The organism is Dryocola boscaweniae (genome assembly GCF_025215095.1).
GTDB lineage: Bacteria > Pseudomonadota > Gammaproteobacteria > Enterobacterales > Enterobacteriaceae > Dryocola > Dryocola boscaweniae.
Window position 1 is genome coordinate 181,867 of record NZ_JALHAP010000082.1, and the last position, 21,748, is coordinate 203,614.

Annotated in this window: 17 protein-coding genes and 1 pseudogene; 6 read left to right on the plus strand and 12 right to left on the minus strand. The window is 52.9% G+C overall.

Annotated elements, in window-relative coordinates; translation table 11 throughout:
• Window positions 1-7 precede the first annotated feature (7 nt).
• The 3 genes from add to malX form a co-directional block, all read right to left on the minus strand.
• The gene (gene add / locus MUA00_RS18270; RefSeq protein WP_271124415.1) at window positions 8-1,009 is read right to left on the minus strand and encodes an adenosine deaminase; all 1,002 of its coding nucleotides are present in this window, start codon (window positions 1,007-1,009) and stop codon (window positions 8-10) included.
• Between the two features lie 117 nt (window positions 1,010-1,126).
• A complete protein-coding gene (locus MUA00_RS18275; RefSeq protein WP_271124416.1) occupies window positions 1,127-2,299 on the minus strand; it encodes a MalY/PatB family protein in 1,173 nt (390 codons plus the stop codon).
• Window positions 2,300-2,343: 44 nt separating this feature from the next.
• Window positions 2,344-3,936, minus strand: coding sequence for a maltose/glucose-specific PTS transporter subunit IIBC (gene malX / locus MUA00_RS18280; protein WP_271124417.1), 1,593 nt, complete (start codon window positions 3,934-3,936; stop codon window positions 2,344-2,346).
• A 189-nt stretch (window positions 3,937-4,125) separates the two neighbouring features.
• Between malX and MUA00_RS18285 the strand changes: the two genes are divergently transcribed.
• Window positions 4,126-5,160, plus strand: a complete 1,035-nt coding sequence (locus MUA00_RS18285; RefSeq protein WP_271124418.1) for a Mal regulon transcriptional regulator MalI — start codon at window positions 4,126-4,128, stop codon at window positions 5,158-5,160.
• Between the two features lie 39 nt (window positions 5,161-5,199).
• Here the strand turns inward: MUA00_RS18285 and MUA00_RS18290 are convergent, their stop codons facing one another.
• A complete protein-coding gene (locus MUA00_RS18290) occupies window positions 5,200-6,732 on the minus strand; it encodes a YdgA family protein (protein WP_271124419.1) in 1,533 nt (510 codons plus the stop codon).
• 130 nt (window positions 6,733-6,862) lie between these two features.
• Complete coding sequence (manA, locus tag MUA00_RS18295) at window positions 6,863-8,035, minus strand: mannose-6-phosphate isomerase (protein WP_271124420.1); 1,173 nt, start codon at window positions 8,033-8,035, stop codon at window positions 6,863-6,865.
• A gap of 205 nt (window positions 8,036-8,240) precedes the next feature.
• Between manA and fumA the strand changes: the two genes are divergently transcribed.
• On the plus strand, window positions 8,241-9,887 hold the full coding sequence (gene fumA, locus MUA00_RS18300) for a class I fumarate hydratase FumA (protein ID WP_271124421.1): 1,647 nt from the start codon (window positions 8,241-8,243) through the stop codon (window positions 9,885-9,887).
• 52 nt (window positions 9,888-9,939) lie between these two features.
• Window positions 9,940-11,337 (plus strand): class II fumarate hydratase, encoded by a 1,398-nt coding sequence (fumC, locus tag MUA00_RS18305; RefSeq protein ID WP_271124422.1) that lies wholly within the window; start codon window positions 9,940-9,942, stop codon window positions 11,335-11,337.
• A 28-nt stretch (window positions 11,338-11,365) separates the two neighbouring features.
• Here fumC and tus read toward each other — a convergent pair whose 3' ends face one another.
• Together tus and rstB are read right to left on the minus strand one after the other, a co-directional pair.
• Complete coding sequence (tus, locus tag MUA00_RS18310) at window positions 11,366-12,295, minus strand: DNA replication terminus site-binding protein (protein WP_271124423.1); 930 nt, start codon at window positions 12,293-12,295, stop codon at window positions 11,366-11,368.
• A 99-nt stretch (window positions 12,296-12,394) separates the two neighbouring features.
• On the minus strand, window positions 12,395-13,699 hold the full coding sequence (rstB, locus tag MUA00_RS18315; protein ID WP_271124424.1) for a two-component system sensor histidine kinase RstB: 1,305 nt from the start codon (window positions 13,697-13,699) through the stop codon (window positions 12,395-12,397).
• Between the two features lie 180 nt (window positions 13,700-13,879).
• Between rstB and zinT the strand changes: the two genes are divergently transcribed.
• Window positions 13,880-14,518 carry a metal-binding protein ZinT gene (gene zinT, locus MUA00_RS18320; RefSeq protein ID WP_271124425.1) on the plus strand — a complete coding sequence of 213 codons (639 nt, stop codon included), beginning with the start codon at window positions 13,880-13,882 and terminating at the stop codon, window positions 14,516-14,518.
• Window positions 14,519-14,551: 33 nt separating this feature from the next.
• Here the strand turns inward: zinT and rstA are convergent, their stop codons facing one another.
• From rstA to MUA00_RS21350, 5 genes and pseudogenes are all read right to left on the minus strand, one after another.
• Window positions 14,552-15,280: a two-component system response regulator RstA gene (gene rstA / locus MUA00_RS18325; protein WP_271124426.1), complete on the minus strand. Its 729-nt coding sequence runs from the start codon at window positions 15,278-15,280 to the stop codon at window positions 14,552-14,554.
• Window positions 15,281-15,356: 76 nt separating this feature from the next.
• On the minus strand, window positions 15,357-16,082 hold the full coding sequence (gene folM, locus MUA00_RS18330) for a dihydromonapterin reductase (RefSeq protein ID WP_271124427.1): 726 nt from the start codon (window positions 16,080-16,082) through the stop codon (window positions 15,357-15,359).
• A gap of 31 nt (window positions 16,083-16,113) precedes the next feature.
• The gene (locus MUA00_RS18335; RefSeq protein WP_271124428.1) at window positions 16,114-17,496 is read right to left on the minus strand and encodes an amino acid permease; all 1,383 of its coding nucleotides are present in this window, start codon (window positions 17,494-17,496) and stop codon (window positions 16,114-16,116) included.
• A gap of 195 nt (window positions 17,497-17,691) precedes the next feature.
• Window positions 17,692-18,636 carry a DUF1471 family protein YdgH gene (gene ydgH, locus MUA00_RS18340; RefSeq protein ID WP_271124429.1) on the minus strand — a complete coding sequence of 315 codons (945 nt, stop codon included), beginning with the start codon at window positions 18,634-18,636 and terminating at the stop codon, window positions 17,692-17,694.
• A 167-nt stretch (window positions 18,637-18,803) separates the two neighbouring features.
• Window positions 18,804-18,953: pseudogene (locus tag MUA00_RS21350) on the minus strand (site-specific integrase); the annotation flags it as partial.
• 514 nt (window positions 18,954-19,467) lie between these two features.
• Between MUA00_RS21350 and MUA00_RS18350 the strand changes: the two are divergent.
• Window positions 19,468-19,668, plus strand: coding sequence for a hypothetical protein (locus MUA00_RS18350; protein WP_271124431.1), 201 nt, complete (start codon window positions 19,468-19,470; stop codon window positions 19,666-19,668).
• Window positions 19,669-20,209: 541 nt separating this feature from the next.
• A complete protein-coding gene (pntA, locus tag MUA00_RS18355) occupies window positions 20,210-21,739 on the plus strand; it encodes a Re/Si-specific NAD(P)(+) transhydrogenase subunit alpha (protein ID WP_271124432.1) in 1,530 nt (509 codons plus the stop codon).
• Window positions 21,740-21,748: the final 9 nt, after the last annotated feature.

The window sequence follows — 21,748 nt, forward strand, 5'->3', positions numbered from 1 at the left end:
GCAGTGATTAAGCAGCGCGCACTTTAGCGACTAGCGCCTGCTTTTCAGCCTCGCTCAGGAAGGCAATTTTTAAACCGTTCTCCTGCGCGGTACGAATATGTGCCGCGCTCAGGCCCGCCTGAGGTGCTGCAACGGTATATTCATGAACAATATCGATGCCCTGCACCGCCGGGTCGTCGGTGTTGATGGTAGCCAGCACGCCATGGTCGAGGAATTTAATCAGCGGATGTTTATCCAAAGAAGGCACGGTGCTGGTCTGAATATTAGACGTCAGGCAGGATTCAATGCCGATTCCTTGCTCTGCCAGAAAATCCATTAACGCGGGATCTTCAATCGCCTTAACGCCGTGACCAATGCGCTCAGCGCCCAGTTCGCGAATCGCCTGCCAGATGCTTTCCGGGCCAGCCGCTTCGCCGGCGTGGACGGTGATGTGCCAGCCCGCATCACGTGCACGGTTAAAGTGGTTCAGGAACAGGCTGCCGGGAAAACCTAACTCATCGCCCGCCAGATCCAGCGCGGTTATCCGATCCCGATGAGCGAGCAGGGCTTCCAGCTCGGCCTGACAGGCAGCTTCTCCGAAGGTACGGCTCATAATGCCAATCAAACGGGCTTCGACGCCGGAATCGCGACAGCCTTCACGCACGCCTTCGATAACCGCTTCAACGACGCCTGCAACAGGCAGATTGTGCGTCATCGCCATATAGCCCGGCGAGAAACGCAGCTCGACATAATGCAGGCCGTTACGGGCGGCGTCTTCAATATTTTCCCATGCAACGCGGCGGCAGGCGTCGAGCGTGGCGAGAACCTTTACGCCCCAGTCAAGCTTCGAGAGAAAACTCACCAGATCCGGCGCGGTTTCAACCACCTGAACATGCGGGATTAAGGCTTCAATGGAGGTTGCCGGAAGCGGCAGATTGTACTGGCGGCCCAGATCGAGGATGGTTTGCGCACGAATATTGCCATCAAGGTGGCGGTGCAAATCGGTTAACGGCAGGGTGGTATCAATCATGGTCGCACTCTTTTTTTGATTAAAGTGCGTAATAGTATAAAAACATTCACCGGCAAAATGCTATCCGCCGGTAACAATAAGTTGCGCAAATAAAAGGGGAGCGGCCTCCCCATCGATTTATTGCAGGGATTTAATGGCGGCGATCAATCGCTTAACGCCTTCTTCAAGCTTCACTCGCGGGCAGCCCGCATTGAGTCGAATAAATCCCTTGCCCTCAACGCCGTAGGTATATCCCGGCATGATGGCGACTTTTTGCTGCTCGATTAGCGCTTTTTGTAAAGCTTCATCGTCAAGACCGAGCGGGCGGAGGTCGATCCACGCCAGGTATGTTGACTGCGGCGGCTGCCAGTTGAGTTGCGCAAACTCGCCGTTCAGGGCTCTTGCGACACAGGCAAGGTTGCTTTGCAGGTAAGCGCGCAGGGCATCAAGCCAGGGCTCGCCTTCGCGGTAGGCGGCAATGTGCGCAACCAGCGCCAGCACCGCCGGAGAAGAAAGTCCGTCCTGACCTTTCAGTACGCTCAGATAGTCCTGACGATCGCGTTCATCGTTAATCAGCCCGTAAGCACCGGTCAGCGCGGGGATATTAAAGCTCTTTGAACCGGAGGTGAACAGCGCCCATGAACCTTTGCCCACTTTGCACCAGGGCGTGTGCTGATGGCCTTCCCAGACCATATCCATATGGATTTCATCGCTGATAACGCGAACGTTGTGACGCGCGCACAGCTCCGCCATGGTTTGCAGCTCAGCGCGCGTCCAGACTTTACCCGTCGGGTTTTGCGGGCTGCACAGCAGCATGATTTTGCATTCAGGTTTTGCGAGCTGAGCCTCAAGGGCCTTCATGTCGCACAGCCAGCCTGCGGCGGTATTTTGCAGCGGCGCGCTGAATACCTGACGCTTGTTGCCTTCAATTGCTTTATAAAACGCGTCATAGGCCGGCGTGTGGATAAGCACCGCGTCGCCCGGTTCCGACCACTGACGTATGAGCTGCGAAACCATATAAATAACGGACGGACCGTAGACCAGGCTTTCAGGGTCGATAACGCTGTCAAAGCGTTTTTGATACCAGTGCGTAATCGCGCCGATAAAATCGTCATTCTTCCAGCGGCTGTAGCCGAGCACGCCATGCGTAAGGCGCTGTTGCAGGGCCGAGAGAATCACCGGGGCGGTTGGGAAATCCATATCGGAGATGGTAAAGGGAAGTAAATCGGCCGCGCCAAAACGGTCCGCCACGTAATCCCACTGGGTGCACCATGTGCCGTGGCGGTCAACGGGTACGGAGAAATCAAACATAACACCTCACAGAAAAACGGGCACCGCGGCGCCCGTTCTTTGGTTTACGCCTGCGCTGTACTCATCAGGCTTGCCATTTCATCTTTCACCGACTGAACCTGCGGCCCAATCACCACCTGCAGGTTGTGCTGATTTAGCTGCACAACGCCGATGGCGCGAAGGTTTTTCAGCGCGGCGCTATCAACCAGCGTCATATCTTTCACCGTCATACGCAGGCGTGTGATGCAGTTATCCAGCGTGACGACGTTCTCTGCGCCGCCCAGCGCTGCAAGCATTGCCGGAACATTGTAACCGGATTTGCCCACCTGTCCGGCAAGCGCTCTTTCTGCGCTGCTGGTCGTATCGATATCGCGGCCCGGCGTTTTGATGTTAAAGCGGGTGATGGCGAAGCGGAAGATGCCGTAGTACACCGCAAACCAGATAGCTCCTACAACCGGCACCATATACCACTTGGTGGACAGGCCGTGCAGAATACCGAACACCACAAAGTCGATAACGTTGCCGTCGGTATTGCCGATAGTCACTCCCAAAACCGCCATCATCGTAAAGCCCAGGCCGGTTAACAGGGCGTGAATGAGATACAGCACGGGTGCTACGAACAGGAACAGGAATTCCAGCGGTTCAGTGGTGCCGCCAACCACGCAGGCAATCACGCCGGAAATCAGCAGGCCTTTAATTTTATGGCGGTTTTCCGGACGCGCGCAGTGGTACATCGCCAGTGCCGCACCGGGCAGACCGCCCAGGAAGGCTGGCATTTTGCCCTGAGAAAGGAAGCGGGTCGCGCTTTCAGAGAAACCGTGAACCGTTGGGCAGCTCAGTTGCGCCTGGAAGATAGTTAGCGCGCCGCTGACGCTGTGGCCGCAAACGTCCATTGTGCCGCCAGCTTCGGTAAAGCGAATCAACGCCACCAGAATATGTTGCAGGCCAAATGGCAGCAGCAGGCGTTCGCCGGTACCGAAAATCATCGGGCCGAATACGCCAGCGCTGTTAATCAGATTGCCGATGCCGGTGATCCCGGCGGCGAACACCGGCCAGATCAACGGAATAACCAGACCGACCAGACCCATTACCACGGTGGTGATAATGGGCACAAAACGGGTGCCGCCGAAGAAGGCCAGCGCGTCCGGCAGGCGGATATTGTGGAAGCGTTTGTGAAGCATCGCCACAATCACGCCGGCGATAACGGCGCCAAGAATGCCGGTATCGATAGACTGAATGCCCAGTACGTTCTGAATATTGTTCGCTTTTAAGACCGCAGCATCGGTGGTTGGCAAAATACCTTTGGCTGTTAGCCAGAAGTTGACCCCGAGGTTCATCACCACGTAACCGACAAAACCGGCGAAGGCGGCAACGCCTTTATTTTCGCTCGCAAGGCCCAGCGGAATGGCGATACAGAACATGACCGGCAGGAAGCTGAAGGCGAAGGAGCCGACTTTGCTCATCCAGACAAAAATCAGTTGCAGCACCGGATTACCCAGCGCAGGAATTAATGTGACTACGTCATGGCTGCTTAAAGAACTGCCGATACCGAGCATGATCCCGCAGAATGACAGCAGCGCCACCGGTAGCATGAAGGTTTTGCCAAGGTTTTGAAAAAACTCCCAAAGCGTAACTTTTTGTGATGTATTAGCCGCCATAACGACTCCTGTACCCTGATTGATAGAAGACAGCAACAGTTCGAAACAGAGATGATGATAAAACGTTTTACCAAACTGTATTGCGCGGCAGTTCACAGATTAAAAACGTAGCAAAGCGCTTAATATACTTGTTTTGGTAAAACGTTTTATCCTGTGCAATACCTGATTCAAGGAGGACCCGTTCCGCTTATGACCACGATGGCAAAAAAAATCACTATTAATGACGTTGCCGACGCCGCAGGTGTCTCGGTGACGACGGTCTCGCTCGTGCTAAGCGGTAAAGGAAGAATTTCCGAGGCCACTGGATTACGCGTTAATGAAGCCATCGAAAAGCTCGGCTTTGTGCGTAATCGCCAGGCGGCGTCGTTACGCGGCGGGCAAAGCGGCGTGATTGGTTTGATTGTCCGTGACCTGTGCAACCCTTTTTATGCCGAGATGACCGCGGGGCTGACGGACGAACTGGAAAAGCAGGGCAAATTACTGTTCCTCACTCAAAGCGGCGCAAAAGGTCAACATATGCAGCGCTGCTTTGAGACGCTCGTCGCCCAGGGCGTTGACGGCGTTATTATCGCAGGCGCGGCGGGACAGGGCGCGGAGCTGCGAGAACTTGCAGAGCAAAAAAATCTGCCGCTGGTTTTTGCTTCCCGCGCCAGCTATCTGGACGAAGCGGATATTATTCGCCCGGATAATATGCAGGCCGCGCAACTGGTAACCGAACACTTAATTAAGCGAGGACATCAGCGCATTGCCTGGATAGGCGGCCGTGGCTCGTCACTGACCCGCGCAGAGCGCCTCGGCGGCTACTGCTCAACGCTGTTAAAGTTTGGTTTGCCCTTCCACAGCGAATGGATTATTGAATGCGAGTCCAGCCAGAAACAGGCGGCGGACGCTATCACAACCTTGTTGCACCATAATCCAACCATTACAGCCGTGCTCTGCCACAACAGCACCATTGCGATGGGTGCATGGTTCGGCCTGTTGCGTGCAGGAAGACAAAGCGGAGAAGGCAGCCTGGACAGCTATTACGACCGCCACGTAGCCCTTGCCGCATTTGCGGAGGTGATGGATGACGAGCTGGACGATTTGCCACTGACCTGGGTTTCCACTCCGGCAAGAGAAATAGGCCGCAGCGCAGGACAACGCATTCTTGCCCGGGCTAAAAACGGTGATGATGAAGCGCGAAATCAGATAATGCCTGCGCGGCTGGTGCTGCGAAGCAGTTGAGGACGTTAAGAAAAAGCCTCCCGAAGGAGGCTTGCAGACTTATTGTTGCGGGGCTGCCGGAGCAGGCGCTTCAAGCTCTGGCGCCGGAGGCGGCACGTCAGTGCCCGGCAGGCCAAACATACCAATCAGATCGCTCAGGGACATTTTCTGGCCGTTAAGCGTGGCCTGGCCGCTTGCGTATTGCAGGCTGGAAACGATGTTGTTGTCCTCCATCGTCGTTACGCGGAACATCTGGCCCATTGCCGCGAGGCCTTTAATTTGCTGGCTTGCAAGTTTCGCGGCGTCTTCCTCTTTATAGCCTTCAAGCTGTGCAACCTGAGTCATTAACTCGGTAGCCATATCCATTGGGATCACAAGCTTGCTGTCGAGAGATTTCACCACGCGATCAAGTTGCTGTTCCGGAGTCGTTGCTTCACCCGTTGCTGCGGCCGGATCTTTTAAGAACAGAGAAAGGTTAAAGGTGCTCTCGCCTTTATCATTTTTCCAGCTCAGCGGCGCAACGGTAACCACCGGGTTGCCTTTGAGCAGCAGCGGGAAGTTAGCCGCAAAGACTTCAATCAGCTTCTGCTGATAAATTTCCGGATTTTCCGCCACGGCCGGGTCGGCCAGTAATTTCTGGGATTGGGCGTTATAAATTTTGCTGAACTCGTGCATGGCGGCACCGTCGATATTGCCGACTTTTAGCGTCAGCTTGCCGCTGCCCATATTTTTATTCTGCACTTTTAGCGCATCGATGGAGTAATCGATTTGCCCGGAAAGGTGCTTTTTATCTTCCTGCACGTCTGACTTAGCGTTGAGCGTAAGGCCTTCGAGCACCGCCATCTCTTTGCCTTCAACGGCGATCGCCAGTTTTTCGACCGAGGCTTTTTGCTCGCCCACGCGCTCGTCAAACTCGCTGCGCTGGGTGCTGCCGTCGGTTTTAACGCCGTTAAAGGTCATCTGCACGTGCTGGCCGTACTGGTTGACCGTATTAACGAGGCCACTTTTAGCCTCGCCGGAGAGGGCGAGTTTATTGCCTTCGCCGTCTACGTCAGCGGTGAACTGACCGCCGCTGAAGGCAACTTTCTCTTCGCCGTTTTCATAGTTGAGCGGCAGAAGCTCGATATCAGTGGACGTTGCGCCGCTATAACCCACGCGGGTTTGCGCATCAATGAAGGACTGGCCTTTGGTGATGTCAAACAGTGGCTTAGTGGTTGGGTTGTTAACCAGCACGGTACGGATAGAAGCCATGCTCGGAATTAAATTGAATTTTTTCAGTTGGGCAAACGGGAAAGGACCATGATCGATGGTTTCTGCGAACACGACGCTTTGGTCCGGTTTCAGAAACGCGCTTTGGGCGCCCGCTGTCGGTTTAATGACTACCTGCATGCTGCTGTGGAACAGGCCACGGTGATAATCCTGATAGCTCAGCGTCAGGCCGGCTTCCGGTGAGGCTTTGTTTAATTCGGTGTTTGCATTGCCGATCATCTCAGCCATACGTTCTTCAAGCTGTTTACCTGTGTACCAGGCAGCACCCGTCCACACCACGCCCAGCGCAACAATCACACCTACCGCAACCAGAGATTTTTTCATCTTGTCCTGTCCATTTTGAAGCGGCGGTCAGACATCCCCTGACCGTCGAATGAAAAACGCCCGCAGGCGTTTTAAAACATCGCTCTAAGCTTAGCAATCCAGACGTAAAAGATCAGTAAGTTACTTAAAATCAGAGTTTGTTATACACACGGGCGATACGGCCTACGCCGCTTACCGAAACCGGTGACTCGTTTGCTGCGATAAACGCGGATTCGCCGGGTTTGAGAACAAGCTGCTGCTCGTTTTTGCTGAGCACGGTTTCACCCTCCACGCAGAACACGATGGCTGCGCTATCCTGCGCCAGAGCGGCTGGCGTCGCGTTCAAATCGTGCAAGGAGAAGGCGAAATCTTGCACCGGAATAGGGAAGTCGAGCTCGCTGCCGTTTTGCTGCGGCTGGGTCAGCAGTTCACCCGCAGGTTTCGGCTCAAACTTCACGTTGGCGACCAGTTCAGGGATGTCGATATATTTCGGCGTCAGGCCTGCGCGCAGCACGTTGTCTGAGTTAGCCATAACTTCCAGCGCCACGCCTTTAAGGTAAGCATGCGGAGTCTCAGCGAACAGGAACATGGCTTCGCCCGGTTCGAGTTTCACCACGTTCAGCAGCAGAGGAGAGAACAGGCCGCTGTCGTCCGGATAGAATTCAGAAATTACGCGAATGGTTTCCCATGGCTCGCCTTGCTGGCTGTTCAGCGCGGCTTTCAGTACGGCCAGCGCACGGGATTTTTCTTCGCCCTGCATGTTGAGCAGGCTGGCAAAAAGTTGGGCTAAACGTTCAGCGCCCGGTTCCTGCAGGAAATGCGCAATGGCGGTGTGTGCGCCAGAAACCGGCTGCAGCAGGGAAACAATATCCGAAAACTCGCGGAAGGCGTTCATGGCAAGGAACGGGGTCAGCGCGAAAACCAGCTCAGGCTTGTGGTTAGGATCTTTGTAATTACGCTCGGCCGCGTCAAGCGGGATGCCATCGGCGTTTTCTTTGGCAAAGCCAATTTCCGAAGCTTTTTTATTTGGATGCACCTGAATGGAAAGAGGCTGTTCGGCACAGAGCACTTTAAAGAGGAACGGCAGCTCACCAAATCGCTGCGCAACGGCCTTGCCAAGAGTTGCGGTCTGGTTGGCATCAATCACTTCTCGCAGAGCGCGAGGCTTGCCGTTCTCCAGCACTTTTGAGCTGCTTTTAGGGTGCGCGCCCATCCACAGTTCCGCCATCGGCAGGTTTTCCGGATTCTGCACGCCATAAAGATCCGTTAAGGCAGTTTTACTTCCCCATGCATAGTTTTGCACCGAGTTGATTAATTTTTGCATTATCAAGCCCTGTTGTAATGTAGATAAAGTGCCGACTATTAAAGCAATTATCCGTCGGGAAGTAACCAGGGGAACAAAAAGTCGTATTAGTCTCAGTTTTTGTTAAAAAATTGTGTAGCATGTCGTGATTCGATTTTTAACAAGGCGCAAGATGGCGCCCGAAGCCAGAATAATTAACGTAGCTGATGCCGTAAGTGAGAGAACAATGTCGAATAAAGCCTTTCATTATCAAGAGCCGTTCCCGTTAAAAAAAGATGAAACTGAATACTATCTGCTAAGCAAAGATTACGTTTCCGTCTCCGAGTTCGAAGGGCAGGAAGTCCTGAAAGTCGACCCTAAAGCCCTGACGCTTCTCGCCCAACACGCCTTCCACGATGCCTCTTTTATGCTGCGCCCGGCCCATCAGCAGCAGGTTGCCGATATTCTTAGCGATCCTGAAGCCAGCGAAAACGACAGGTATGTTGCGCTGCAATTCCTGCGCAACTCAGAGATAGCCGCCAAAGGCATTCTGCCGACCTGCCAGGATACCGGCACTGCGATAATCGTCGGTAAGAAAGGTCAGCGCGTGTGGACCGGCGGCGGCGATGAAGCTGCCCTGTCGCAGGGCGTGTACAACACCTATATTGAAGATAACCTGCGCTATTCCCAGAACGCCGCGCTGGATATGTATAAAGAAGTCAACACCGGCACAAACCTGCCTGCGCAAATCGATCTCTACAGCGTGGATGGAGCCGAATACAAATTCCTCTGCATCGCTAAAGGCGGCGGTTCAGCGAATAAAACCTATCTTTACCAGGAAACTAAAGCGCTGCTTAGCCCCGGCAAGCTAAAAGATTATCTGGTAGAAAAAATGCGCAGCCTTGGCACCGCGGCTTGCCCACCGTATCACGTGGCTTTTGTCATTGGCGGCACCTCTGCGGAATCCACGCTTAAGACGGTAAAACTCGCCTCCACCAAATATTACGATGGTCTGCCGACGGAAGGTAACGAACACGGTCAGGCGTTCCGCGATATTCAACTGGAAGAAGAGCTGCTTAAAGAAGCGCAGAATCTCGGCCTTGGCGCGCAGTTTGGCGGTAAATACTTTGCTCATGACATACGCGTTGTGCGTCTGCCGCGCCACGGCGCATCATGTCCGGTCGGTATGGGCGTATCCTGCTCAGCGGACAGAAACATCAAAGCGAAGATCAACCGCGACGGCATCTGGCTGGAGAAGCTGGAGCACAATCCAGGTAAATTTATCCCGCAGGCGTTGCGCCAGGCGGGCGAGGGCGAGGCGGTCAAAGTCGATCTTAACCGTCCGATGAGCGAAATCCTCAAACAGCTTTCTCAGTATCCGGTTTCTACGCGTCTTTCCCTGAGCGGGACTATTATTGTGGCACGCGATATCGCTCACGCTAAGCTCAAGGAACGAATCGACAGCGGCGAAGGTTTGCCGCAGTACGTGAAAGACCACCCGATTTATTATGCGGGCCCGGCCAAAACGCCGGACGGTTATGCTTCCGGTTCGCTTGGGCCAACCACGGCAGGGCGCATGGATTCCTATGTGGATCTGCTGCAGGCCAACGGCGGCAGCATGGTGATGCTGGCTAAAGGCAACCGCAGCAAGCAGGTGACCGATGCCTGCCATAAACACGGCGGTTTCTATCTGGGCAGCATCGGCGGTCCGGCGGCGGTACTGGCGCAGCAAAGTATTAAGAGCCTGACCTGCGTGGAATATCCAGAGTTGGGTATGGAAGCAATCTGGAAAATCGAAGTAGAAGATTTCCCGGCTTTCATTCTGGTCGATGACAAGGGCAACGACTTCTTCCAGAAAATTCACGCCTCACAATGTAATCGATGCGTGAAATAGAAATCAAACCGCCCGCATGGGCGGTTTTTTTTAAGCTCAAAAGGAGAGAGAAATGGCATCCAGTCGTATCGAAAAAGATTCTATGGGCCCCAAAGATGTTCCGGCAGACAGGCTCTGGGGCGCGCAAACGCAGCGTTCGCTTGAGCATTTCCGCATCTCTACGGAAAAAATGCCCGTAGCGCTGATTCAGGCTCTGGCATTGACCAAGCGTGCTGCGGCGAAGGTGAACATGGATCTCGGCTTGCTCCCGGCAGAGCGCGGTAAAGCGATACTGGCCGCTGCGGATGAGGTGCTGGAAGGCAAACATCCTGATGAGTTCCCGCTTGCTATCTGGCAGACCGGCTCTGGTACGCAAAGCAATATGAACATGAACGAAGTGCTGGCGAATCGCGCGAGCGAACTGCTCGGCGGCGTGCGCGGCATGGAGCGCCTGGTCCATCCTAACGATGATGTGAACAAGAGCCAAAGCTCTAACGACGTATTCCCGACGGCGATGCATGTCGCCGCAGTCATTGCGGTACGCGAACAGCTTATTCCGCAGCTAAACGTGCTGAAAGCTACGCTGCAAACTAAAGCGGAAGCCTTCCGCGATATTGTAAAAATCGGGCGCACGCACCTTCAGGACGCCACGCCTTTGACGCTCGGCCAGGAGATCTCCGGCTGGGTAGCCATGCTCGAACACAATCTCAAGCATATTGAACAAAGCCTGCCGCACGTGGCGGAGCTTGCGCTGGGCGGCACGGCCGTAGGCACGGGATTAAATACGCATCCTGAATACGCCGTGCGTGTGGCGAAAGAGCTGGCAGACATCACCAGCCAGCCTTTTGTCACCGCCCCTAATAAATTTGAGGCGCTGGCAACCTGCGATGCGCTGGTTCACGCTCACGGAGCGCTAAAAGGCCTGGCCGCATCGCTGATGAAAATTGCCAACGACGTGCGCTGGCTGTCTTCCGGCCCGCGCTGCGGCATTGGCGAAATCGCTATTCCGGAAAACGAACCGGGCAGCTCCATTATGCCGGGGAAAGTGAATCCGACGCAGTGCGAAGCCATGACCATGCTGTGCTGCCAGGTTATGGGAAATGATGTGGCGGTGAACATTGGCGGCGCATCCGGCAACTTCGAACTGAACGTTTATCGCCCGATGGTTATTCACAACGTCCTGCAATCGATTCGCCTGCTGGCCGACGGCATGGAAAGCTTCAACGAGCACTGCGCCATCGGTATTGAGCCAAACCGCGACCGTATCAGCCAGTTGCTGAACGAGTCGCTGATGCTGGTGACGGCGCTGAATACCCATATCGGCTACGACAAAGCGGCGGAGATTGCCAAAAAAGCGCATAAAGAGGGGCTCACCCTGAAAGCTTCTGCGCTGAAGCTGGGCTACCTGACCGAAGACCAATTTGACGCATGGGTTCGGCCAGAAGAGATGGTCGGCAGCATGAAGTCTTAATCTTTGAGCGCCTCCCCGGAGGCGCTTTTCATTGCTCGCAATAAAGATGTAAACGAGGGATCAATAACCGTAACGCCTGCGCTTCTGGTTTATAACGATGGCGAATATTATCCGCGTCGTAATTGAGCAGTTCGCCGATTTCCGGCGGCGCCTCGCCGTTATCCTGCCGGCAAAGAACAACCAGCGGCGAAGGGCAGGCGAGCTGAACCTGTTTTTGCTGTTCCTGATACCACACTCGCGCAACCGGCTGCACTTTCACAGGCCGCTTAATTTTAAGCTTCGTGCTGGCGGGCAGCATGGCAACGTTGTTCAGCTCTCGCTCGATTTGCTCCGCCCATTGTTCCCGCGTGTAGGGCGGCACGGCACGATTTGCCTTCAGGCTTTTCTCAAGCATCATTATGACTTCCTGGCGAGTCAGATTTTTGATTATCTGCTTATTCGCCCAGCCAAACCGCAGCGTGGTGGGATTATCGATAAGAGAAATTGTGCGGTAAGCGTTGAGCGTAATCAGACCGGGAATATGACGGTGCACCCACTCAAAGCGCTGCACGCTCGGCAGGGCTGAATCAACGCTGATAATCTTCTCCAGCGCGAGCTTGCGTTGGTTAACGCTTGTTATTAATTCCTCTGTCTGCCGGTATTCTTCCTCGTTGACTGCATAACAAACCGCGCCGGGAAGGCGCACTGCGGCCTTACTGCTGATTTTTTCCGACTGCTGCTGGATGAAGAGCCGGGTGAAGTGTGTCATCGTCGTCTCGTGTGCTTGCTGACCAATCTTTTGCGTCACCTCAATTTGCCTTAGCGGCTCGTGCTCCTTGCCTTTCTCTATTGCCGGCAGAGGAAACACGCGCCCAGCCAGCAGACGATAGCTATTGAGCTGTTCGCGTAGCTGGTACAAATCGCGCTCCAGATCGCGAAACGTTGTCGTCAGCCGTTCAATCAGATCGTAATCAGTCATTTCGCACCCACTTTAGTTACAACATACTAATGATTTATAACATAGCAAAGCCTGCCTGACCATCAGCGTTGCCATCAGTCACGCAGGAGAAAAAAGGCGTTATGCGACAGGCTGAATTTGCGGCTCAAAGGTATTAACAGGCCAGCTAAAACACAAGCGAGCGCCGCCAGCAGGAGCGTCATCCACACTGACCGCGCCGCCCATTGCTACAGCTACGGAATGAACAATCGCAAGCCCTAAACCACAGCCGCCGGTGGCTCTGTCGCGGCTTGGGTCAAGTCGGACAAAAGGCTGGAAGACGTGTTCACGTTCTTCGGCAGGAATGCCCGGGCCGTCGTCTTCAACTTGCAGCACGGCGGCTGGGCCGTCCAGCCACAGGCTGACGCGCAGTGTTTGCCGGCTATAGCGAAGCGCGTTATTGATCAAATTGTCGATGACTCGCTCCATAAGCCGCAAATCAATTAGTCCGAAATTACCGCTGGCGGGGCATTCCAGTTCGATATTCCGATGGGGATGAATCAAACGAACGTCAGCAATATGGTTTTGCAGCCAGGCCGGGAAGTCGACTTGCGAAAGATGCAGGTCCGTTTGCGGGCGGTCAAGGCGAGCGTAGGTCAGCAGTTCATCAATAAGCCCTTCAAGCTGGCCGATATCCCGGTTAAGGGCCTGCGACTCTTGTTCGGTCAGGTTATCGCTCATTTCCAGCCTGTAACGCAGGCGAACCAGCGGCGTGCGCAGTTCGTGGGCGATGCCATCAATCAGCAGTTTTTTACTGGCGATCAGCGCGTTTATGTTATCGGCCATTTGGTTAAAGGCGACCCCTAAACGTTCAAAACTGGAAGCGCTGTCGAAATGAATTCGCTCGTCGAGATGTCCTTTGCCGAGCCGCTGTGCTGCGGTTTCCAGTTTCAGCATGTCCTGCCAGTGCGGGCGCATCCAGATGAAAACGGGGAAGGCCAGCGAGATGGCGATAAACGCCATCAGGGCTACATCAAACAGGCGCATTTGGTGCAGGAAAAAGAGATACGGAATAGGGCCAACCGCCAGAACGTAGTGGCTGCGGGGAATACGCTGGATAAACGTATATTCATCATCAAGGGCAACGATTTCACCTTCGCGCAAACGGCGAGCGGTTATTTCATCAAGCTTAAATTTATTCATCGGCTCGATGTTCAGCTTAAAAGATAAGTTGAGATCCAGGTCGTTGATGGTTTTGTTCCAGTCGCGCGGCGGAATTTCCCGCAGTTCGCTTCGCATCAGGTAGAGCGAGCTTTTCATCAGGTCGTCCAGCGACTGCCGGCCCGCACGTTCGGCGGTAAATTTATAAACCAGCCCGACCAGCATGGTCATCACCAGGAAGCAAACAAACAGCAGGAGATAAAACTGAATGAACAGCTTTTTCATTAAAAATTACCGGTCTATCAATTGATTGTTGTTGCCCCTGTTTTGCAGGGCCGTTATGGGGAATAAGTATGCTCGCGTTCTTTCTGGCTGGCTATAGAGGCAGGGCTTTCATTTTTATTAAATGTTATGTTATAACATATTGAATCAAAGCGAGTGAAAACACAGGAGAAAGTACAAATCATGAAGAACGCCGCTATTTTACTGGGACTGGGAGTCCTGCTTGGCAGTTCGAATGCCTTTGCCCATGCGCATCATCATGGCGCACCTTTAACTGAGGTAGAACAAAAAGCCAGCGAAGGGGTGTTTGACGATAAAAACGTTAAAGACCGGGCGCTGAGCGACTGGGAGGGTATCTGGCAATCCCTGAATCCCTATTTGCTGAACGGCGATCTCACTCCGGTCTTAGAACAAAAGGCTAAAAAAAGCGGTAAATCCCTTACTGAGATAGAAGCGTATTACAAAACAGGTTACGCAACCGACATCGACACGATCGGTATTGAGAATAACGTTATGGAGTTCCACGTCGGGAAAGAAGTGAATACCTGCGAATACACTTATGCCGGGTTTAAAATTCTCAACTACGTTTCCGGGAAGAAGGGCGTTCGTTACCTGTTTGAATGTAAAGACAGCAAATCTAAGGCACCGAAATATGTCCAGTTCAGCGATCATATTATCGGCCCGCGTAAATCCCAGCATTTCCATATCTTCATGGGGAATGAATCTCAGGATTCACTCCTGAAAGAGATGGATAACTGGCCTACTTTTTATCCTTACAACATGACGAAAGCGCAGGTTGTGGACGAAATGCTGCATCATTAAGAACAAATGCCGCATGGAAGCGGCATCGCTGCGTCACGCTTCACTTTCCCAGGCGTGCGGAGCAAACAGGTAGCCCTTGTTGCGCACGGTTTTAATGCGGAACGGTTCAGTCGCGCTGTCGTACAATTTCTTGCGCAGCCTGGAAATAGCAACGTCCACGCTTCTGTCCATGCCGTCATAACTTACCCCACGCAGATTTTTCAGCAGCGCGTCTCTGTCCATAATCTGCCCGGCGTGCGTGGCAAGCTCCCACAACAAATCAAAATCCGCAGTAGAAAGCGCTATGTTTTCCGTACCAAGCGTAACCTGGCGATTCAGCGGGTCGATACAAAGCGTGCCAAATCGCATGGCCTTATGCGGTTTTAACGCGGCTGGCGTGGTTTCGACCGTATGTTGAGCGGAAATGCGCTGACGTAAATGCAGGCGCAGACGTGCTAAAAGCACGGCGGGCGGGGTGGTTTTTAAAATGTAATCGTTAGCGCCCATTTCCAGCGAAAGAATATGATTCATGTCGCTGTCCAGAGAGGTCAGCAGAACAATCGGGCCATCCCACTGGGGACGCAGATCGCGGCACAGCGTCATGCCGTCTTTACCGGGCAGCATAACATCCAGCAGCACCAGATCGGGCTGATGCTGTTTAATTACCGCTTCGGCGCGATCGCCGCGGCTTTCGACAATGACATCAATATCGTGTTTACCCAGATAAGCTGCAATTAACGAGCCCACTTCTGGGTCATCTTCCACATATACGATTTTGTTCATAACCCGGTGTGTCTTGTAAAAAGGGGAAACATACACTGAGCAAATTGTTTACGCCATCAATCACTGGTAAACAGATTTATCGAAGCGGGCGCCCGCCGTCTACCGCATGGGTGCGTCCGGTAACGTATCGACTTTCCAGCAGATAATTCACCAGGGAGACAATCTCTTTTTCACCCGGCGCTATCTTCATTAATGATTTATTCAGCGCTGCTTTGCGGTACTGCGCATCATCATGTTCATTGAATAAAATCATTGCCGGAGCAATCGCATTCACTTTTACTTCAGGAGCCAGTTTGCGGGCAAAAGAACGCGTCAGGTTATCTAAAGCGGCTTTACTGGCGGCATAAGCGATATGCTTATCGCTCCCGCGCTCAACCACGTAATCAGTAAAGTGAATAATATCCGAACTGGCGTGACCGTGCCCGCGCAGCAAAGGTTCGAGCAAATGATTAAGCAAATAAGGGGCATTGACGTGTATTTGCAGCATGGCCGCAAGCGTGTCGCTGTGCGGAACCGAATGAGACTCGCCCTGCCAGGCGCTGGCGTTATGAATAACAGCGCGCAGGCCACCGCAGTGTTTCATTACGGTGTCCGCAAACGCCTTAATGCCTGCATCCGTGGAAAAATCGCCGAACAGGCAAAGCGCGCCTGCCTGTTCGAGCTCATCAATGGAAGGGTAACGCGTTCTGAAACTAATGATAACCGGCTGATTCCGTGCCAGAAAATCTTTCGCAAGCGCAAGACCAATGCGACGGCCAGCGCCGGTAATCAGTACCGGCCGGGTGGAAAAAATATTATCCATTGATGGCTTCTCCTTGCTTGCGTTCGAAACGTTATCTCACCAGCATCCATGTCGCAGGAAACGCGGCAATCAGCATCACTGCGATAACGGCTTTTTCCTGAATGTTTAGATTGATGTCATGCGTATGCGTACTGCGGGCGTACATAAAGACAAGCAGCCCGGGAGCGTACAATACCACCGAAAGAAGCAGGTGCATCGGGCCTGACGCATAAAGTAACCATAACCCATAAATGCATGCGCCAAGGCCGATGGCCTTATGCAAAGGGCGTGTAGCCACTTTTAATAAATAAGCGCCCACCAGGAAATAGGGCACGAGAATCATTTCCGAAGCGATGGTCAACAAAGTATTGTAATCGGAGCCCGTGAGCCAAATCAGCACCAGGCAGATCTGTACGCTGATGTTAGTCAGCCACAGCGACGCGGAAGGAGCGTTATTTTTATTCTGGCGAGCAAAAATCTTTGGGAACGCTTTATGCGTAGCGGCAAGCAAAGGCACCTCTGCGGCCATTATTGTCCAGCTCAGATAGGCGCCGCACACGGAAACAATCAAACCTGCAGCGATAACGACTTCGCCCCAGGGGCCCATCATATCGACCATAATGCCGGCCATGGACGGATTGCGCATGGCAGCAAGCTCAGGACGCGCCACCACGCCAAGAGAAAGCAGCGTCACCAGCAGATAAACACCCAGCGCGGCAATTACGGCGAGCAAGGTTGCGCGACCCACGTCCTTTTTATTGCGCGCACGAGCGGAAACAACCACTGCGCCTTCAACGCCGATAAACACCCACAGCGTAATCAGCATGGTGTTTTTCACCTGCTCCCAGACAGGCACGCCTAATTCCAGGCCAGAAAAATCGAGGCTAAAAGTACGAAGCTGGAAGGCCATTGCTGCGAGCATGATGAACATACCGAGCGGGAGAAGCTTAGCAAGGGTCGCAACCAGATTAATACTGGCCGCTGTTTGTACGCCGCGGAGCACCAGCCAGTGAACCATCCATAACAGCACGGAGGCGCCTACGATAGACTGCCATGTATTTCCGTCACCAAACAGACGCAGTTCGGGCGTATCGGTAAAGAAACTTAACGCGGAGAACACGATAACAAGATAAGACACGTTAGCGATGACGGCGCATAGCCAGTAGCCCCAGGCGGAGCAAAAGCCGATTAATTCACCAAAACCTTCCCGAGCGTAAGTGAATATACCGCCGTCAAGGTCGGGACGCAGGCGGGTCAGCACCAGCATGGCGAGCGCCAGCAGCAGGATGCCCGCTCCGGTGATTGCCCAACCAATCAACAGCGCCGCAGGACTTGCTACGCTTGCCATATTTTGCGGCAGACTAAACACCCCTGCGCCGAGCATCGAGCTGAGGACCAGGGCGGTTAACGCGGCGAGACCAAGTTTCTTTTCCATAGGCGTCCAAAAAATGTGAGGCAGGACCCAGAATAATTATTATGCTTTTTCGCATAAATTTGGTGGGTAACGCTAAGGCGCGGAATTTTACGGAGTGTGGACACTGCTTGCAATGACATGCGCCATAAATTGAACTAATCGCGCAAAAAGAGGGCAATAAAAGGGCAGCGAAAGCTGCCCTGGCAATATTAACGCTTACTTGTAGAGGTCCGCGCTGATGGTCATGTTGCCGCCACGCTCCTGCCACTGGCGAGTCACGTGATAATACTTCGCCCCTTTTTTGGCGGCACGTTTCGCTACCTGGTATGACACTTCCGTCATGCCGCTGTAGTGGCCGGTAAATTTAATGCTGTCAAACGGCACCATCTGCGCAGCGGTGACTTTGTTTACTTCCTCAACCCTGGTTCCGTCCGGCAGGGTGACAGTGTAACGACCGCCTTTTGATGACTGGGTTTCAAAGAAGCGGCCTACGTCAGAACTTGGCGTAGAGGAAGTGGCCACGCCTGGAATTTCAACTTTCTTCGCCGCCACGCCGCCCGCAGCCAGCGCCGCTTTACCGGCTTCTGAATTGGCAGGAATAGCGTCCGGGCTTTGCACGACACGTTTTTTCGCGTCAGCTTTATAGATAAACGCGGTTATACGCTGATTGCCGCCCTGGTTTGCATCGACCTGACGCACAATATAAAAAGAGGCTGCGCCTTTAGCTTTAGCCGCCTTGGTAATGGCTTCGTTAACTTCTGGCTGGCTACGATAAAAACCCTGAACGGTGACGGTATCGAAAGGCTCAAGCAGATACGCCTGATCTTTTGGCAGTTCCATTACGCCATTGATAACGCGGTTGCCTTTTTCTGCGGCTTTCGGTGCGTCAGCATGGAAAACATCCGCAACCACGCGCCAGTTGCCGCTGTTGCCGTTGTCATTTAGATCCTGAATATAAAAAGAAGCGGCACCGGCGTCGTCAGCACGGCGAGAAACGGCTTTAGCCGCATCGCCGATCGTATTAAAACGACCCGTTACGATGATGCGATCAAAAGGTTTAAGAGAGGCCGCTTGCTCTGGGGTCAGTTCCTGTGCAGCCTGAGCAGACAGGGTCGTCAGGGAGATAAGTGCTGACGCCAGAAGGGTGTTCTTGAGCTTCATAAAAATAATCCTTCGCCTTGCGCAAAATGAATACTGATACCGCATTCTCTGAAAGTTGCCTGTAAGCGGCAGATTATTGCATCGATTGAGCATTTAATCTACAACTTGTTGATTTAGCTTACGTTATCAGGTTAGCCAATTGATAAAAGAGCATAAGCGGCATGGCATTAAGCGCCGCCTGTCTTAGCAGTCAAAAGGCTGACCCGGTCGGCGTCCAGGTCCGAAACCTGCGCCGAGTACACCGTATATACCATTTGCGCGTTCTCATGTCCCATCTGTCCGGCAATAAAAACAGGATTAGCGCCTGCAAACAGGATCGTTATTTATCCGGGTTTGTGACCGGAGCGCCTGCAACATTCATTATTCCTGCTCAATTTGAGAGTAATATGACTTTGTCAGAACTATTCGGAGCCATCATGAAAAAATTCCAGTTATACGTTGGCGGCGTTAACGACATCACCTACCGGTACGACATACAGAAAGTGGGTGATGTCTTTAGTGTGAGCATTTTCAATGTAGCTAAGCAAAAGCACATTGAATCTGGCTCAAAATCAATGCGCCACATTACCTCGCAGGATGTAATTGAAGAGTGCGCATCACACTACAGGCGGCAGGCCAATAGCCTGAAAGGCTTCCTCGGATGGTTAGGCCTCAGGTAAAAACATTGCCAGGCCCGATTCCAGGCGACAAAAATATAAAAGCCACCAGTAAATGCCGGTGGCTTTTTTATGCGTCTCGTAAACATCTTCAGGTTATCTCTCGGGCGGTGGATAAGCTATGCGGGCATCATCGTCTAGACTTAGCATTGCTAAAAGCATAAAGGAGAACGCAATGTCGAAACTCGATTCAAATGAACAGCGAAGAAAAGAGGGTGATGTGAGTAAGGGTTTGCCAGAGTCCGCCCCAAACGTCAGTAATGCCTACGAAGAAGACGATCGTCCGAGTAAGGAGCCCGGCAAGCACGGCGAAATACCTCGTAAGCGAGACGACAGCGAGGACGATAAAAAAGGTCCCTACAGAAAAGGTAGCTGAGTATCGCAAGGCGCACTTATCGGGTGCGCCTGATTATTTTCGCTAAAGCGTAAAATCAGCAAATGTTGTCGCCGCGACATGTCCGCTATTCCAGTTTGCTTATGATCGGTTAAAGTTTGCCTTCGCCGAATTTCCATAACAAAAGATTATATGTCCTGAATTTGCCCTGTTGACCAGTAAAAACGATAAAGCTTATGACTTATTTGGTTAATACATTGTTAAAACCGACATTTAGCGTGGCGCAGAATCGTGTTTTACCGCTTCGCTCAAGCGTATTATCAGGCGCCAGCGATGAATTTTAGTTAAAAATAGCTGCTTTAAGGTCTGGACACTGAGATTTTGCGGTAAAGATACAAATACTGCGATCATGATGTGGATCACAGGCGTTATTTTCAGTAGGTTATAAAAAGTTTGTTACAGATGTATTTTTTGTTGAAGTGGTAACGGAGATGACGTTTGTCAGGAGTACAGACAACGGGCATACGGTTGGCTACGGCAACGTCTGACAAACCATCATAATAAACAGATGGAAGGGAATACTATGCGTATTGGTGTACCAAGAGAGCGGTGGGCAGGTGAATCCCGCGTGGCTGCCACACCGAAAACTGTGGAACAACTGCAGAAGCTGGGATTTACTGTCGCCATTGAAAGTGGCGCAGGGAAACTGGCGAGCTTTGATGACGAAGCGTTTCTTCAGGTTGGCGCCACCGTTACCGACACCGACGATGTCTGGCAATCTGACATCATCCTGAAAGTAAACGCGCCGCAGGACAGCGAAATTGAGCTGATGCGCGAAGGCTCAACGCTGGTGAGCTTTATCTGGCCTGCACAAAATGCGGAATTGCTTGAAAAACTTGCCGCTCGCAACGTCACCGTAATGGCGATGGATTCAGTACCGCGTATCTCGCGCGCTCAGTCGCTCGATGCGTTGAGCTCAATGGCCAACATTGCAGGTTATCGCGCAATCGTCGAGGCCGCCCATGAATTTGGCCGCTTCTTTACCGGGCAGATAACTGCGGCAGGTAAAGTGCCGCCCGCGAAAGTGATGGTGATCGGCGCAGGCGTAGCAGGTCTTGCGGCCATCGGTGCTGCAAACAGCCTTGGCGCCATTGTGCGCGCTTTCGATACTCGTCCTGAAGTAAAAGAGCAGGTTCAGAGTATGGGAGCCGAGTTCCTGGAACTTGATTTTAAAGAAGAAGCGGGCAGCGGCGACGGCTATGCCAAAGTGATGTCCGAAGCCTTTATTAAAGCGGAAATGGAGCTCTTTGCCGCCCAGGCGAAAGAAGTCGATATCATCGTTACTACCGCCCTGATTCCGGGCAAACCAGCGCCGAAACTCATCACCCGTGAAATGGTCGATTCCATGCAGGCGGGCAGCGTGATTGTCGATCTGGCGGCGCAAAATGGCGGTAACTGCGAATATACGGTGGCTGACAAAATTACCGTTACGCCAAACGGCGTGCGCGTCATTGGTTACACCGACTTGCCGGGCCGTTTACCGACCCAGTCTTCCCAGCTATACGGCACCAACCTGGTAAACCTGCTGAAACTGCTCTGTAAAGAAAAAGACGGCAATATCAACGTCGATTTCGAAGATGTGGTTGTTCGCGGCGTGACGGTTATCCGCGATGGCGAAGTCACCTGGCCTGCGCCGCCAATTCAGGTTTCTGCCCAGCCTCAGGCGGCACAGCCAAAAGCGGCCGCTCCGGTAGAAGAGAAAAAACCGGCTTCTCCGTGGCGCAAATATGCGTTTATGGCGCTGGCGATTATTTTGTTCGGCTGGCTTGCTGACGTCGCGCCAAAAGAATTCCTCGGTCACTTTACGGTGTTCGCCCTGGCCTGCGTGGTGGGTTATTACGTGGTGTGGAACGTTTCGCACGCGTTGCATACGCCGCTGATGTCGGTCACGAACGCCATCTCAGGGATCATTGTGGTCGGCGCGCTCCTGCAGATTGGCCACGGCGGCTGGGTCAGCTTCCTGAGTTTTATCGCCGTGCTGATTGCCAGTATCAATATTTTTGGTGGTTTCACCGTCACTCAGCGCATGCTGAAAATGTTCCGGAAGAACTAAGGGATAACA

What these genes read in the sequence shown, in the direction of transcription:
- add (WP_271124415.1), bottom strand. Translation starts at nt 1,009, where the DNA reads ATGATTGATACCACCCTGCCGTTAACCGATTTGCACCGCCACCTTGAT.
- MUA00_RS18275 (WP_271124416.1), bottom strand. Translation starts at nt 2,299, where the DNA reads ATGTTTGATTTCTCCGTACCCGTTGACCGCCACGGCACATGGTGCACC.
- malX (WP_271124417.1), bottom strand. Translation starts at nt 3,936, where the DNA reads ATGGCGGCTAATACATCACAAAAAGTTACGCTTTGGGAGTTTTTTCAA.
- MUA00_RS18285 (WP_271124418.1), top strand. Translation starts at nt 4,126, where the DNA reads ATGACCACGATGGCAAAAAAAATCACTATTAATGACGTTGCCGACGCC.
- MUA00_RS18290 (WP_271124419.1), bottom strand. Translation starts at nt 6,732, where the DNA reads ATGAAAAAATCTCTGGTTGCGGTAGGTGTGATTGTTGCGCTGGGCGTG.
- manA (WP_271124420.1), bottom strand. Translation starts at nt 8,035, where the DNA reads ATGCAAAAATTAATCAACTCGGTGCAAAACTATGCATGGGGAAGTAAA.
- fumA (WP_271124421.1), top strand. Translation starts at nt 8,241, where the DNA reads ATGTCGAATAAAGCCTTTCATTATCAAGAGCCGTTCCCGTTAAAAAAA.
- fumC (WP_271124422.1), top strand. Translation starts at nt 9,940, where the DNA reads ATGGCATCCAGTCGTATCGAAAAAGATTCTATGGGCCCCAAAGATGTT.
- tus (WP_271124423.1), bottom strand. Translation starts at nt 12,295, where the DNA reads ATGACTGATTACGATCTGATTGAACGGCTGACGACAACGTTTCGCGAT.
- rstB (WP_271124424.1), bottom strand. Translation starts at nt 13,699, where the DNA reads ATGAAAAAGCTGTTCATTCAGTTTTATCTCCTGCTGTTTGTTTGCTTC.
- zinT (WP_271124425.1), top strand. Translation starts at nt 13,880, where the DNA reads ATGAAGAACGCCGCTATTTTACTGGGACTGGGAGTCCTGCTTGGCAGT.
- rstA (WP_271124426.1), bottom strand. Translation starts at nt 15,280, where the DNA reads ATGAACAAAATCGTATATGTGGAAGATGACCCAGAAGTGGGCTCGTTA.
- folM (WP_271124427.1), bottom strand. Translation starts at nt 16,082, where the DNA reads ATGGATAATATTTTTTCCACCCGGCCGGTACTGATTACCGGCGCTGGC.
- MUA00_RS18335 (WP_271124428.1), bottom strand. Translation starts at nt 17,496, where the DNA reads ATGGAAAAGAAACTTGGTCTCGCCGCGTTAACCGCCCTGGTCCTCAGC.
- ydgH (WP_271124429.1), bottom strand. Translation starts at nt 18,636, where the DNA reads ATGAAGCTCAAGAACACCCTTCTGGCGTCAGCACTTATCTCCCTGACG.
- MUA00_RS18350 (WP_271124431.1), top strand. Translation starts at nt 19,468, where the DNA reads ATGTCGAAACTCGATTCAAATGAACAGCGAAGAAAAGAGGGTGATGTG.
- pntA (WP_271124432.1), top strand. Translation starts at nt 20,210, where the DNA reads ATGCGTATTGGTGTACCAAGAGAGCGGTGGGCAGGTGAATCCCGCGTG.